Source organism: Bacillus amyloliquefaciens DSM 7 = ATCC 23350 (assembly GCF_000196735.1).
Classification (GTDB): Bacteria; Bacillota; Bacilli; order Bacillales; family Bacillaceae; genus Bacillus; species Bacillus amyloliquefaciens.
Genome location: NC_014551.1, coordinates 149,947 through 162,500 on the forward strand (window position 1 = coordinate 149,947; position 12,554 = coordinate 162,500).

Annotated in this window: 15 protein-coding genes and 1 rRNA gene (1 of these 16 running past the window's edge); 14 read left to right on the forward strand and 2 right to left on the reverse strand. The window is 45.8% G+C overall.

Translation table 11 applies throughout. The features are described 5' to 3' along the window. Nucleotides 1–68: 68 nt before the first annotated feature. From BAMF_RS21075 to BAMF_RS21130, 12 genes are all read left to right on the forward strand, one after another. On the forward strand, nucleotides 69–1,013 hold the full coding sequence (locus BAMF_RS21075; protein ID WP_003156549.1) for a DNA-directed RNA polymerase subunit alpha: 945 nt from the start codon (nucleotides 69–71) through the stop codon (nucleotides 1,011–1,013). A gap of 77 nt (nucleotides 1,014–1,090) precedes the next feature. Next, nucleotides 1,091–1,453 (forward strand): 50S ribosomal protein L17, encoded by a 363-nt coding sequence (gene rplQ, locus BAMF_RS21080; RefSeq protein ID WP_003156550.1) that lies wholly within the window; start codon nucleotides 1,091–1,093, stop codon nucleotides 1,451–1,453. A 131-nt stretch (nucleotides 1,454–1,584) separates the two neighbouring features. After that, a complete protein-coding gene (locus BAMF_RS21085) occupies nucleotides 1,585–2,430 on the forward strand; it encodes an energy-coupling factor ABC transporter ATP-binding protein (protein WP_013350820.1) in 846 nt (281 codons plus the stop codon). Beyond that, the gene (locus tag BAMF_RS21090) at nucleotides 2,406–3,275 is read left to right on the forward strand and encodes an energy-coupling factor ABC transporter ATP-binding protein (protein WP_013350821.1); all 870 of its coding nucleotides are present in this window, start codon (nucleotides 2,406–2,408) and stop codon (nucleotides 3,273–3,275) included. Before BAMF_RS21085 ends, BAMF_RS21090 begins: the two co-directional genes overlap by 25 nt. Further along, a complete protein-coding gene (locus tag BAMF_RS21095; RefSeq protein ID WP_013350822.1) occupies nucleotides 3,272–4,069 on the forward strand; it encodes an energy-coupling factor transporter transmembrane component T family protein in 798 nt (265 codons plus the stop codon). Before BAMF_RS21090 ends, BAMF_RS21095 begins: the two co-directional genes overlap by 4 nt. Before the next feature lie 12 nt (nucleotides 4,070–4,081). Continuing rightward, nucleotides 4,082–4,825, forward strand: coding sequence for a tRNA pseudouridine(38-40) synthase TruA (gene truA, locus BAMF_RS21100; RefSeq protein WP_013350823.1), 744 nt, complete (start codon nucleotides 4,082–4,084; stop codon nucleotides 4,823–4,825). A gap of 159 nt (nucleotides 4,826–4,984) precedes the next feature. Then, the gene (gene rplM, locus BAMF_RS21105) at nucleotides 4,985–5,422 is read left to right on the forward strand and encodes a 50S ribosomal protein L13 (protein WP_013350824.1); all 438 of its coding nucleotides are present in this window, start codon (nucleotides 4,985–4,987) and stop codon (nucleotides 5,420–5,422) included. A gap of 20 nt (nucleotides 5,423–5,442) precedes the next feature. Continuing rightward, nucleotides 5,443–5,835 carry a 30S ribosomal protein S9 gene (gene rpsI, locus BAMF_RS21110; protein WP_003225846.1) on the forward strand — a complete coding sequence of 131 codons (393 nt, stop codon included), beginning with the start codon at nucleotides 5,443–5,445 and terminating at the stop codon, nucleotides 5,833–5,835. A 137-nt stretch (nucleotides 5,836–5,972) separates the two neighbouring features. Further along, entirely contained in the window at nucleotides 5,973–6,740 is a 768-nt protein-coding gene (locus tag BAMF_RS21115) for a class I SAM-dependent methyltransferase (RefSeq protein WP_013350825.1), read from the forward strand. 227 nt (nucleotides 6,741–6,967) lie between these two features. Next, complete coding sequence (locus BAMF_RS21120) at nucleotides 6,968–7,411, forward strand: DUF2521 family protein (RefSeq protein ID WP_014469623.1); 444 nt, start codon at nucleotides 6,968–6,970, stop codon at nucleotides 7,409–7,411. A gap of 60 nt (nucleotides 7,412–7,471) precedes the next feature. Next, nucleotides 7,472–8,185, forward strand: coding sequence for an N-acetylmuramoyl-L-alanine amidase CwlD (gene cwlD / locus BAMF_RS21125; protein ID WP_013350827.1), 714 nt, complete (start codon nucleotides 7,472–7,474; stop codon nucleotides 8,183–8,185). 79 nt (nucleotides 8,186–8,264) lie between these two features. Further along, complete coding sequence (locus BAMF_RS21130) at nucleotides 8,265–9,317, forward strand: Mrp/NBP35 family ATP-binding protein (protein ID WP_013350828.1); 1,053 nt, start codon at nucleotides 8,265–8,267, stop codon at nucleotides 9,315–9,317. A 32-nt stretch (nucleotides 9,318–9,349) separates the two neighbouring features. Here the strand turns inward: BAMF_RS21130 and gerD are convergent, their stop codons facing one another. Continuing rightward, a complete protein-coding gene (gerD, locus tag BAMF_RS21135; protein ID WP_013350829.1) occupies nucleotides 9,350–9,907 on the reverse strand; it encodes a spore germination lipoprotein GerD in 558 nt (185 codons plus the stop codon). Between the two features lie 107 nt (nucleotides 9,908–10,014). Here gerD and kbaA point away from each other — a divergent pair, with 107 nt between their 5' ends. Beyond that, nucleotides 10,015–10,611, forward strand: coding sequence for a KinB-signaling pathway activation protein (kbaA, locus tag BAMF_RS21140; RefSeq protein WP_013350830.1), 597 nt, complete (start codon nucleotides 10,015–10,017; stop codon nucleotides 10,609–10,611). Here kbaA and pdaB read toward each other — a convergent pair whose 3' ends face one another. Beyond that, a complete protein-coding gene (gene pdaB / locus BAMF_RS21145) occupies nucleotides 10,612–11,376 on the reverse strand; it encodes a polysaccharide deacetylase family sporulation protein PdaB (protein ID WP_013350831.1) in 765 nt (254 codons plus the stop codon). It lies immediately after the preceding gene. Between the two features lie 340 nt (nucleotides 11,377–11,716). Here pdaB and BAMF_RS21150 point away from each other — a divergent pair. Then, a 16S ribosomal RNA gene (locus BAMF_RS21150) occupies nucleotides 11,717–12,554 on the forward strand (it continues 712 nt past the right edge of the window).

Here is a 12,554-nt window from a genome sequence, read left to right on the forward strand (position 1 = left end):
GGAATTTCGGATGGAATCTCATATGATTCTATTCGAGGTTTCGACGTTTTGAAGGAGGGTTTTAAGTAATGATCGAGATTGAAAAACCAAAAATCGAAACGGTTGAAATCAGCGACGATGCCAAATTTGGTAAGTTTGTCGTAGAGCCGCTTGAGCGTGGATATGGTACAACTCTGGGTAACTCCTTACGTCGTATCCTCTTATCCTCACTCCCTGGTGCCGCTGTAACATCGATCCAGATAGATGGTGTACTGCACGAATTCTCGACAATCGAAGGCGTTGTGGAAGATGTTACAACGATAATCTTGCACATTAAAAAGCTTGCATTGAAAATCTACTCTGATGAAGAGAAGACGCTTGAAATTGATGTACAGGGTGAAGGAACTGTCACAGCAGCTGACATTACACACGACAGCGATGTTGAAATCCTTAATCCGGATCTTCATATCGCGACTCTTGGTGAGAATGCGAGTTTCCGAGTTCGCCTTACTGCACAAAGAGGACGTGGGTATACTCCTGCTGATTCGAACAAAAGAGACGATCAGCCAATCGGCGTGATTCCGATCGATTCAATCTTTACGCCAGTTTCCCGTTTATCTTATCAGGTGGAAAACACTCGTGTAGGCCAGGTTGCAAACTATGACAAACTTACACTTGATGTTTGGACTGACGGAAGCACTGGACCGAAGGAAGCAATTGCTCTTGGTTCAAAGATTTTAACTGAACACCTTAATATATTCGTTGGTTTAACTGACGAAGCTCAGCATGCTGAAATCATGGTTGAAAAAGAAGAGGATCAAAAAGAAAAAGTTCTTGAAATGACGATTGAGGAACTTGATCTTTCTGTCCGTTCTTACAACTGCTTGAAGCGTGCGGGCATTAACACGGTTCAAGAACTTGCGAACAAGACGGAAGAAGATATGATGAAAGTTCGCAACTTGGGACGCAAATCACTTGAAGAAGTGAAAGCGAAACTTGAAGAACTTGGACTCGGCCTTCGCAAAGACGATTGATCTAGTTTCCATGTGAACTAGGATTTTCGTGTGTTTTTTAATTAGAAACAGCATTCCATTAAAGGAGGGGACATCACATGTCATACAGAAAACTAGGACGTACGAGTTCACAGCGTAAAGCTATGCTTCGTGATCTTACAACAGATTTGATCATCAACGAAAGAATCGAAACAACTGAAACACGTGCGAAAGAACTTCGCTCTGTTGTTGAAAAGATGATCACTCTTGGTAAACGCGGTGACTTGCATGCTCGTCGTCAAGCTGCTGCATACATTCGCAACGAGGTTGCTAATGAAGAAAATAACCAAGATGCACTTCAAAAATTATTCTCTGACATTGCAACTCGTTACGAGGAGCGCCAAGGCGGATACACACGTATTATGAAGCTTGGTCCTCGCCGTGGTGACGGTGCACCAATGGCAATCATCGAATTGGTTTAATCACATATTTTTGTGTATCTAAAGAAGGGCGGGACAGTTTCTAACTGGATCTATGCCCTTTTTTTAGATACCAGAACTTTTTATCATGAGACAGAAAAGCAGAGCTATAGCTGAGAGGAGGTCAGGCGCCCGTGGATCAAAAACAGCTTATATCCGTAAAAGACATCTTATTCCGATACCGCAAAGATGCAGAAAGGCCGGCGCTGGACGGTGTAAGTCTGGAGGTATACGAAGGAGAATGGCTTGCTATCGTAGGTCACAACGGTTCAGGGAAGTCGACTTTGGCCAGAGCGCTGAACGGACTGATTTTGCCTGAGGCCGGAGATATTGAAGTCGGCGGCATGAAACTGACTGAAGATACTGTTTGGGATGTGCGAAAAAAAATAGGGATGGTCTTTCAGAATCCCGATAACCAATTTGTCGGAACAACGGTTCGCGATGATGTGGCTTTTGGTTTAGAAAACAATGGTGTTCCGCGCGAAGAAATGATTGAGAGAGTAGATTGGGCTGTCAAACAAGTCAATATGCAGGATTTTCTTGATCAAGAGCCGCACCATCTCTCCGGAGGTCAAAAACAAAGAGTGGCGATCGCAGGGATTATTGCTGCGCGTCCTGATATTATGATTTTGGATGAAGCGACATCCATGCTTGACCCGATCGGGAGAGAAGAAGTCCTTGATACTGTCAGACGCTTAAAAGATCAAGGCATGGCCACCGTCATTTCGATTACACATGACTTGGAAGAAGCCGCAAGGGCGGACAGGATCATTGTAATGAACGGCGGCAGGAAATATGCAGAGGGCCCGCCTGAAGAGATTTTTAAATTAAATGAAGACTTGGTTCGCATCGGTCTTGATTTGCCTTTCTCATTCCAGCTCAGCCTGCTTTTGAAAGAAAGCGGACTGGCGTTATCGAAAAACCATCTGACTCAGGAAGGGCTGGTGAATGAGCTGTGGACATTAAAATCAAAGATGTAGAACATCGTTATCAAATAAAGACACCGTTTGAACGGCTTGCTCTGTATGATATCAATGCCGTGATCAAAGAGGGCAGCTACGTTGCCGTCATCGGGCATACAGGATCGGGTAAATCGACGCTCCTGCAGCATTTGAACGGTTTGCTGAGGCCTACTAAAGGACAGCTGGAGCTCGGCAGCACGATTTTAGCAGCCGGTAAAAAGAATAAAGATCTTAAGGCTTTGCGGAAAAAAGTCGGAATCGTTTTCCAATTTCCCGAACATCAGCTGTTTGAGGAGACTGTACTGAAGGACATCGCATTCGGACCAATGAACTTCGGTGTGAAAAAAGAAGACGCTGAACGGAAGGCGAAAGAGATGCTGGAGCTTGTGGGTCTTCCGGAAGACATTTTGGAACGGTCGCCGTTTGAGCTCAGCGGCGGGCAGATGCGCAGAGTGGCGATCGCCGGTGTTCTTGCGATGGAGCCGGAAGTACTGGTTTTAGATGAACCGACGGCCGGGCTTGATCCAAGAGGGCGCCAGGACATTATGGACATGTTCTATGCGCTTCATCAGCGGGGAAACCTGACTACCGTTCTCGTCACGCACAGCATGGAGGACGCCGCCCGCTATGCCGACGAGATGATCGTCATGCACAAAGGAACGATTAAAGCGACGGGGAGTCCGAGTGATTTGTTTGCAAAAGGTGAAGAGATGGCCGAAATGGGCCTGGATCTTCCTGAATCGGTGAAGTTTCAGAGACGGCTTGAGGCGGTTCTCGGAGTCAAGTATGAGAAACCCATGCTCACCCTGCAGGATGCCGCCAGTGAAATTAAGGCTTTCTTTCAGGAGGATAAGGACCAATGATGGACAGCATGATTATCGGAAAGTATGTTCCCGGATCATCGCTTATTCACCGCTTAGACCCGCGAACAAAACTTGTCAGCATTTTTCTTTTTGTATGTATCGTTTTTTTGGCAAACAACGTACAGACGTACGCTTTGCTCGGTTTGTTTACATTCGGGGTGATCGCCTTGACGCGAGTGCCGGTCAGCTTTTTGCTGAAGGGGCTTAAGCCGATTATCTGGATTGTGGCATTTACGTTTTTACTGCACATCTTCATGACGCATGAGGGTGCTGTCATTTTTCGGCTTGGCTGGTTTAAAGTTTATGAGGGCGGACTTGTACAGGGGATTTTTATCTCTCTCCGTTTCGTTTACCTCATTTTTATGACGACGCTGCTGACGCTTACGACAACGCCGATTGAAATAACGGATGGAATGGAGCAGCTCCTGCATCCATTTAAAAAGGTGAAGCTGCCCGTACACGAGCTCGCATTGATGATGTCGATATCGCTGCGCTTTATTCCGACGCTGATGGAAGAGACGGATAAAATCATGAAGGCGCAAATGGCGAGGGGTGCAGACTTTACAAGCGGCCCGGTGAAAGACAGAATAAAAGCGGTCGTTCCGCTGCTTGTTCCCCTGTTTGTCAGCGCCTTTAAACGTGCGGAAGAGCTCGCGGTCGCCATGGAGGCGAGAGGCTACCAGGGCGGTGAGGGGAGAACGAAATACAGAAAGCTTGTCTGGACCGGCAAGGATACCGGAGCTATTCTGCTCATCATCGTATTAGCCGTATTATTGTTTTTCTTAAGAAGTTAGAGGTGCTGCCCAATGAGAATGAAATGTACCATTGCTTATGACGGGCATTTATTTAACGGATATCAGGTTCAGCCTGGAAAACGGACCGTTCAAAGTGAACTGGAAAAGGCGCTGGCCGTCATCCATAAAACCGACGGCAGAGTGCCTGTCTACTCATCCGGCCGCACTGACAGTGATGTTCATGCTGCCGGACAGGTCATTCATTTTGATACTCCGCTGTCCATTCCGGCTGAGAAATGGCCGTTTGCGCTCAATGCCCTGCTGCCTGATGACATTGCCGTCAAAACAGCAGAGATTGCGGATGATGGGTTCCATGCACGATTTAGCGCAGTCCAAAAGGAATATCGCTACTTTGTATACACGGAGAAACACCCGGACGTATTTAAACGACATTACGCTTACCATTTTGCATATCAGCTTAATGTGCAGAAAATGAGGGAAGCTTCAAGGCACCTCATCGGGACACATGATTTCACAAGCTTTTGTGCGGTTGATACCGCGGTTCAGGATAAAGTCAGAACGATTTACGAGCTGGAATGGACTGAGACCGGAGACGGCCTGCAAATGCGGATTACCGGAAACGGATTTCTCTATAATATGGTCAGAATCATTGCCGGAACGTTATTAGACACAGGGGCTGGAAAATTTTCTCCTGATGACGTAAAAGCAATGCTGGAAGCGAAGGATCGCGAAGCCGCGGGGCGCACCGCACCGGGGCACGGGCTGTATTTATGGAGCGTTTGCTATGACAACTAAACCAGGTGTAACATTTTCTTGACAGAGTCTGCATAAAGTTATAAGATATCATATGGTATGTATTTCAACCCCACGATAAGCCCCGGAACTTATTGTGTTGTGAAATAGAACGTAACAGAAGTTTATGAAAAAATGACAGATCATTTAGGAGGGAATTAAATGCGTACAACACCTATGGCTAACGCAAGTACTATTGAACGCAAGTGGTTAGTTGTTGATGCAGCAGGCAAGACTTTAGGACGTCTTTCTACAGAAGTTGCATCTATCCTTCGCGGAAAACACAAACCAACTTACACACCGCACGTTGATACTGGAGATCATGTGATCATCATCAACGCTGAAAAAATCGAGTTAACTGGTAAAAAGTTAACTGATAAAATCTACTACCGTCACACGATGCACCCAGGCGGTCTGAAATCAAGAACTGCTCTTGAAATGCGTACAAACTACCCTGAGAAAATGCTTGAGCTTGCTATCAAAGGCATGCTTCCTAAAGGTTCTCTAGGTCGTCAAATGTTCAAGAAATTGAACGTATACCGTGGTTCTGAGCATCCACACCAAGCACAACAGCCTGAAGTTTACGAACTTCGCGGTTAATTAAAAGGGAGGTTACCAATTTGGCACAGGTTCAATATTACGGTACTGGCCGTCGTAAAAGTTCTGTAGCGCGCGTGCGCTTAGTTCCAGGAGAAGGTCGTATCGTCGTTAATAATCGTGAAATCAGCGAGCACATTCCATCGCCAGCTCTAATCGAAGATATCAAACAACCATTAACTTTAACTGAAACAGCTGGTACTTATGATGTTTTAGTAAACGTACATGGAGGCGGCTTATCTGGTCAAGCTGGAGCAATCCGTCATGGTATCGCTCGTGCTTTGCTTGAAGCAGATCCAGAATACCGTGCAACACTTAAACGTGCTGGTCTTCTGACTCGTGACGCTCGTATGAAAGAACGTAAAAAATACGGTCTTAAAGGCGCTCGTCGTGCACCTCAATTCTCAAAACGTTAATCGTTTTGGATTGCAAAAACCACAACTTCTTGGTTGTGGTTTTTTTGTATTTTTTTCTCAAATCCAAGAGGTTATCCAATGTTTTTCTAGAATTGTTTGTTATACTCTATTCATTAACAATAAGGAGCGCAGTTATAATGAATAAGTTAGCCATACATAACAGCAAAGCATGGGATAAAAAAGTCGAAATTGGCAATGAGTGGACGGTTGCGGTTGATTCACATACGATTGGCAAAGCGAAAAAAGGCAGTTGGAGCATCAGAATGACTCCGGGAAAAGACGTACCGGCGGATTGGTTCCCGCCCATCGATGGTCTGAAGGTTCTTTGCCTCGCTTCAGGAGGGGGACAGCAAGGCCCGGTGCTGGCTGCTGCGGGAGCTGATGTCACCGTCTTTGACAATTCAGAAAAACAGCTTGCGCAAGACAGAATGGTTGCTGAGCGGGAAGATCTTACGCTCCGGACTGTCAAAGGCAGCATGAATGATCTGAGCTGTTTTGAGGATGAGTCATTTGATTTTATCGTGCATCCAGTATCGAATTGCTTTGTTGATACGGTGCTCCCGGTATGGAAAGAAGCCCACCGCGTATTAAAAAAAGGCGGATCTTTAGTCTCCGGTTTTGTAAATCCCGTCGTGTTTTTATTTGATATGGATTTAGAGCAGGAGGGCGTCCTAAAAGTAAAGTATTCCATTCCGTTTTCGGATGAAAAGGATCTCAGTAAGAAAAAAGTAAAGGAACTCATTGACAATAATGAAGCGCTGGAATTCGGCCATACGTTAGAGGATCAAATTAAGGGCCAGATTGACGCGGGCTTCATGGTCACCGGCTTTTATGAGGACAAGGGCGGCCTCGTCCTGGATGAATACATTAATACATACTCCGTAACAAGAAGCATTAAAATATAAAAACAGCATCCCGTCAGAGGTGCTGTTTTTTTGCGGGTCGCGCTTGTCTGTGATTCCGCTCAGCCTCTCATCAAGCACCTGCCGACTGTGCTGTAACAGCATTTTCACAACACCGCCTCTGCCCTTTAAACATGGAACCCCTTCATTTGGGAGGATTTCCACTATCAACAAAGCATGCTTTTCCCTTTTTCCTTTCAAAATAACAGTAAAAAGGAGCGTGAATGGCAATGGCAGAGGTATTATCTTTTTCAGACGTGAAACGGCAGAAGGATTTTGAACTTGAGAAGAATTTACTCAAGGAGCTGTCACTGACGCAGATCATTCAATCCGTAAAAGCATGTCTTTCCCCTTTGTTTCCCTTTCTCCAAGATGAAAACGGCATTCTAAGTGAAGGGTGCATAGATTTTGCAATAGAAGCGTATTTATTAGGCGGCCGGTTCGGCGTCTTTGGCTATTACGGTGAGTCTTTGCAAAGGGCAAACGCCCGTTCGTCCGAAGAGGAGGAAGAACTGACGGTCGATTTTTTTGAATATCTTTGCAGCTGGACGCATGAGCAATATTCTTCCGTTGAACAAAAAGAAATCTACGAAGCGTCATGCAGGTTTATCAACAGCTGGTGGACGGAAGGGTTTCTGCAACGGAAAAAACAATGTAAGCTCCGCATGAGGTAATCATAATTTCTTCCCATGTCCCATACTTATTAATAACGGGGACAAGCGGGAGGGAAAGGTATGAGAAATAAGCTGAAATGGCTCGGTTTTTTACTTGGCTTTATCATATTATTGTGTTTATTCCGGTTTCAATTCCATAATGATGATTCCTGGCGGCCGTGGAGTCTGCCGCTGAGCGGAAAAATCATCTATCTCGATCCGGGACACGGCGGGCCGGACGGCGGCGCCACGGGAAGCAATCACCTTGAAAAGGATATTACGCTCGAAGTGGCCTCCAGAGTCAGAGACTATTTGCAGGAGCAAGGGGCTTTGGTCATCATGACGCGGGAGACGGATACCGACTTAGCGCCTGAAGGGATGAAAGGCTACAGCAGACGCAAAGCGGAAGATCTTAGAAAGCGCGTGGAGATCATCAACCGTTCAGAAGCAGAGCTTTATATCAGCATTCACTTGAACGCCATACCGTCACCGAAATGGAGCGGCGCCCAAAGCTTTTACTATGGAAAATACGAAGAGAATGAAAAAGTGGCAAAATATATACAGGACGAATTGAGAATTAATTTGGAGAATACAACGAGAAAGGCGAAGCGGATACACGGCATTTACTTAATGCAGAATGTAACCAAACCGGGCGCACTGGTGGAGGTCGGATTTTTGTCCAACCCCGCGGAAGCGAAAAGGCTCAGCCAGCCTAAATATCAGGATAAAATCGCATCTTCCGTGTATAAGGGCGTATTGAGATACTTCACAGAGAAAGGAGACCCTCCCGAGTAAGGAGGGTTTTTCGCCGATTCTATGATTAATATATGGTATAATACCATTTGTAAACGAATACACAAAGGGTGAGGGTTCGATGATAAGAGAAGATGAAGTAAGAAATATAGTCGGAAAAATGCGCGAACCTTTTCTTCATAGACCGCTGGGAGAATTGGATGCCGTTAAGGAAGTAAAGGTCAAGCCGGAGAAACGGCATGTCAGTGTAAAAATTGCATTGGCAAAAACGGGGACGGCTGAACAAATGGGCATTCAGCAGGAAATTGTATCCGTCCTGAAAGAAGCGGGAGCGGAAACTGTCGGCCTTCGGTTTGAAGAGCTGCCTGAAGAGACATTGGCGAAATTCAGCCAGCCGGCGCCTGAAAGCGAAACCCTGCTGAATAGGAAAAATCCGCCGGTCTTTCTGGCGGTGGCAAGCGGAAAAGGCGGTGTCGGCAAATCAACGGTTTCCGTCAATCTGGCCATTTCTCTTGCGCGGCTCGGCAAAAAAGTCGGCCTGATCGATGCGGATATATACGGTTTCAGCGTGCCTGACATGATGGGTATTACTGTTCGTCCGACAGTAGAAGGAGAAAAACTGCTTCCTGTCGAAAGATTTGGAGTAAAGGTCATGTCTATGGGCTTTTTCGTGGAAGAAAACGCTCCGGTTGTTTGGAGAGGACCGATGCTTGGCAAGATGCTGAACAACTTCTTCCATGAAGTTGACTGGGGAGAGGTTGACTATATCGTTCTCGATCTGCCGCCGGGCACGGGTGATGTTGCGCTCGATGTACACACGATGCTTCCGAGCAGTAAAGAGATTATCGTAACAACGCCGCACCCTACAGCCGCATTTGTAGCAGCGAGAGCGGGTTCTATGGCAATTAAAACCGATCATGAAGTTGTAGGGGTCATTGAAAACATGGCTTACTATGAAAGTGCAAAAACCGGTGAAAAAGAATTTGTGTTCGGTCAAGGCGGAGGAGATAAGCTTGCGGAAGAATTGCAGGTGCCGCTGCTCGGCAGAATTCCTTTAAAGCAGCCTGATTGGGACAAAGACCAGTTTGCGCCTTCTGTCTACGACAGAAGCCATCCGATCGGAGAAATTTATATGGGCATCGCCCAAAAAGTCATTGAAAAAACGGCTGAATAAAAAAGGGGCCGGGATCAATACGGCCCGGCCTTTTATTGGCTTTCTTTTTCAGAGCTTGAAGCCGCTTTTTTCAGTTCATCTTCAAATTGCTTTTTGAAAAGCGGGCTGGAAAGTGTCTCTGTAATCACATCTTCTAGGTAACTGCGGAATTTTTGGCTTTTCACCAGCTCGTAGTATTTCTTATCCATGCCGGGGTCCTGCAAGATCTGCATAAAACTTTTCTGATAATCAGGGTCTTTCATCAGTTTTTTTATGATTTTTTCGTGCTCGGGCTGAAGTGTTTTTGCAAAGCTTTCGGCGAACTTTGAGTCTTCAAAGATCGTTTTCCAGAACTCCGCCCCTTTTTTAGAGGTGAGGGTTTTCTCTATCGTGCCTTTAATGGCGTTTTGATCAATCACCAATGCCTCATTCATCGCATCATCATTTAATATTTCCTTAATTGCTTTTTTTCCATCATCTGTCTTTAATATATCGACAACCATTTTTTTAGTCTGGTCATAATCCATATCCGCTGCTTGGTCTTTTGGAGCACAAGCTGTTACAGATAACACAACAAAACAGCTTATCAATAGCGTTTTGGCTTTTGACATACATAAGCTCCTTCCTTACTTGTTCTTACTTTTAATATGATTCATCGGAATGGATTTATACATAACAAAATATCGCTGAACGCGATTGTCAGGGGGATGAATAAGAGATGAAAAGCCGCGGGCTTGTTCGATTTTTCTTTTCGATTTTAGCTGTGGGCGCTCTTATTACAAGCGTCGTGGGATTTGCACTGAAGTGGGGGGAGTACAAGGGGTTCTTTCTGAATTTTGAGGCCGGACAGATTTTCTCCGTTCTGATCTGGTTTATCGGAGTAGGCATGATTTTCAGTGTGATCAGTCAAATGGGATTCTTCGTGTTTTTGACGGTGCACCGGTTTGCCCTTGAAATCCTCAGATCGAGTTCGCTTTGGAATCTGCTTCAGCTGTTTATCATTCTGTTTGTTGCTTTTGATTTAATGTACGTCAGATTTTTATTTTTCGGTGAGCGGGATGACTCGATTGCAGGGTTTGTCTGGCTGCCGCTGGCTTTGCTCGCCGTGGGCCTGTTGACGGCATATATAAAACAAAAGCAGTCCTCAAGAAATACGTTCATTTCATCATTATTTTTAATGGTCGTTATTACAGCGCTTGAATGGGTTCCTGCGTTAAGAGTGAATAATGAGGACTGGCTTTATTTGATGCTGATCCCGCTGATGGGCTGCAATGCGTTTCAGCTGTTAATGCTGCCAAAGTTTGCCCAGAGGTAGTTATTTCACCTCTGATGATTTGACGTCAGTATTTGCGATCAGATCACCGACAGTCACGTTTTTAAGCCCCTTTTGCTTTAAATTGTGAATGATGGCGGGGAGCGCTTCTTCCGTTTGTGTTGCTGAATCAGAGGCGTGCAGCAGGACAATGTCGCCGCCTTTTATATGACTGTTTACATTTTCAATGATTTTATCAGGGCCGGGATTTGTCCAATCGTGTGAGTTAATGCTGTAATGAACCACTGAATAGTGGTACTGCTGTGCAATGGTAAGAACCTTTTTATTAAATTGTCCGGTCGGCGGGCGGAGTAAATGAACATTCTTTACAGCCATTTTTTTAAATGCGTTCTGAGCCCGGAGGATATCCTTTTTAATGTCTTGGTCCTCTAGGTTGGTATAGTTCTTATACGCGTATCCCATGCTTCCGATTTGATGTCCGTCTTTAATCATTCGTTCCACTGTATCCGGGTGCCGCTCCGCCCAAGAAGCTGACAGAAAAAAAGTGGCGTTTTTTATGCCGTTTGCTTTTAGCGTGTTCAGAATCGGAACCGCTTTTTCATCGCCCCAGCTGATGTCAAATGTTAATGCGACTTCGTTTGCTTTCGTCTCCCCTTTAGAAATCGCCTTCGGACCGTTATCCGTTAAAAATACAGGAAGAGGGACGGCTCTCTGTATATAAAATAAGCTGGCTGCTGCAAATGCGGCAATGATAATAATAAGCAGCTGTTTTATCCTTTTGATGTGCCACACGTAGAAGTGGTTCACTGATGACGCCTCCTTATCTTGTCCATGCTTGATTACATCCTATGCCGCAGCGGATATGAATATAACGAATTATGTTTTTAAATAAAATGAAAAAAACACTTGCTATATTTAGCGAATGCATGGTATATTATTATTCGTCGCTGATGAACAGCAGACAACAAGAAAAAGCTTCGAAAACAACTTGAAAAAGTTGTTGACATAAAAGAAGCTGAGTGGTAAGCTAATAAAGCTGCTTCAACAAGCAGTAATGATCTTTGAAAACTAAACAAGACAAAACGTACCTGTTAATTCAAAGTTTTAAATAAATCGCACAGCGATGTGCGTAGTCAGTCAAACTACTTTATCGGAGAGTTTGATCCTGGCTCAGGACGAACGCTGGCGGCGTGCCTAATACATGCAAGTCGAGCGGACAGATGGGAGCTTGCTCCCTGATGTTAGCGGCGGACGGGTGAGTAACACGTGGGTAACCTGCCTGTAAGACTGGGATAACTCCGGGAAACCGGGGCTAATACCGGATGCTTGTTTGAACCGCATGGTTCAAACATAAAAGGTGGCTTCGGCTACCACTTACAGATGGACCCGCGGCGCATTAGCTAGTTGGTGAGGTAACGGCTCACCAAGGCGACGATGCGTAGCCGACCTGAGAGGGTGATCGGCCACACTGGGACTGAGACACGGCCCAGACTCCTACGGGAGGCAGCAGTAGGGAATCTTCCGCAATGGACGAAAGTCTGACGGAGCAACGCCGCGTGAGTGATGAAGGTTTTCGGATCGTAAAGCTCTGTTGTTAGGGAAGAACAAGTGCCGTTCAAATAGGGCGGCACCTTGACGGTACCTAACCAGAAAGCCACGGCTAACTACGTGCCAGCAGCCGCGGTAATACGTAGGTGGCAAGCGTTGTCCGGAATTATTGGGCGTAAAGGGCTCGCAGGCGGTTTCTTAAGTCTGATGTGAAAGCCCCCGGCTCAACCGGGGAGGGTCATTGGAAACTGGGGAACTTGAGTGCAGAAGAGGAGAGTGGAATTCCACGTGTAGCGGTGAAATGCGTAGAGATGTGGAGGAACACCAGTGGCGAAGGCGACTCTCTGGTCTGTAACTGACGCTGAGGAGCGAAAGCGTGGGGAGCGAACAGGATTAGATACCCTGGTAGTCCACGCCGTAAACGATGAGTGCTAAGT

Bases quoted from the DNA above. Each gene is read 5' to 3' on its own strand.
- BAMF_RS21075 (WP_003156549.1), top strand. From the start codon at position 69: ATGATCGAGATTGAAAAACCAAAAATCGAAACGGTTGAAATCAGCGAC.
- rplQ (WP_003156550.1), top strand. From the start codon at position 1,091: ATGTCATACAGAAAACTAGGACGTACGAGTTCACAGCGTAAAGCTATG.
- BAMF_RS21095 (WP_013350822.1), top strand. From the start codon at position 3,272: ATGATGGACAGCATGATTATCGGAAAGTATGTTCCCGGATCATCGCTT.
- truA (WP_013350823.1), top strand. From the start codon at position 4,082: ATGAGAATGAAATGTACCATTGCTTATGACGGGCATTTATTTAACGGA.
- rplM (WP_013350824.1), top strand. From the start codon at position 4,985: ATGCGTACAACACCTATGGCTAACGCAAGTACTATTGAACGCAAGTGG.
- BAMF_RS21115 (WP_013350825.1), top strand. From the start codon at position 5,973: ATGAATAAGTTAGCCATACATAACAGCAAAGCATGGGATAAAAAAGTC.
- BAMF_RS21120 (WP_014469623.1), top strand. From the start codon at position 6,968: ATGGCAGAGGTATTATCTTTTTCAGACGTGAAACGGCAGAAGGATTTT.
- cwlD (WP_013350827.1), top strand. From the start codon at position 7,472: ATGAGAAATAAGCTGAAATGGCTCGGTTTTTTACTTGGCTTTATCATA.
- BAMF_RS21130 (WP_013350828.1), top strand. From the start codon at position 8,265: ATGATAAGAGAAGATGAAGTAAGAAATATAGTCGGAAAAATGCGCGAA.
- gerD (WP_013350829.1), bottom strand. From the start codon at position 9,907: ATGTCAAAAGCCAAAACGCTATTGATAAGCTGTTTTGTTGTGTTATCT.
- kbaA (WP_013350830.1), top strand. From the start codon at position 10,015: ATGAAAAGCCGCGGGCTTGTTCGATTTTTCTTTTCGATTTTAGCTGTG.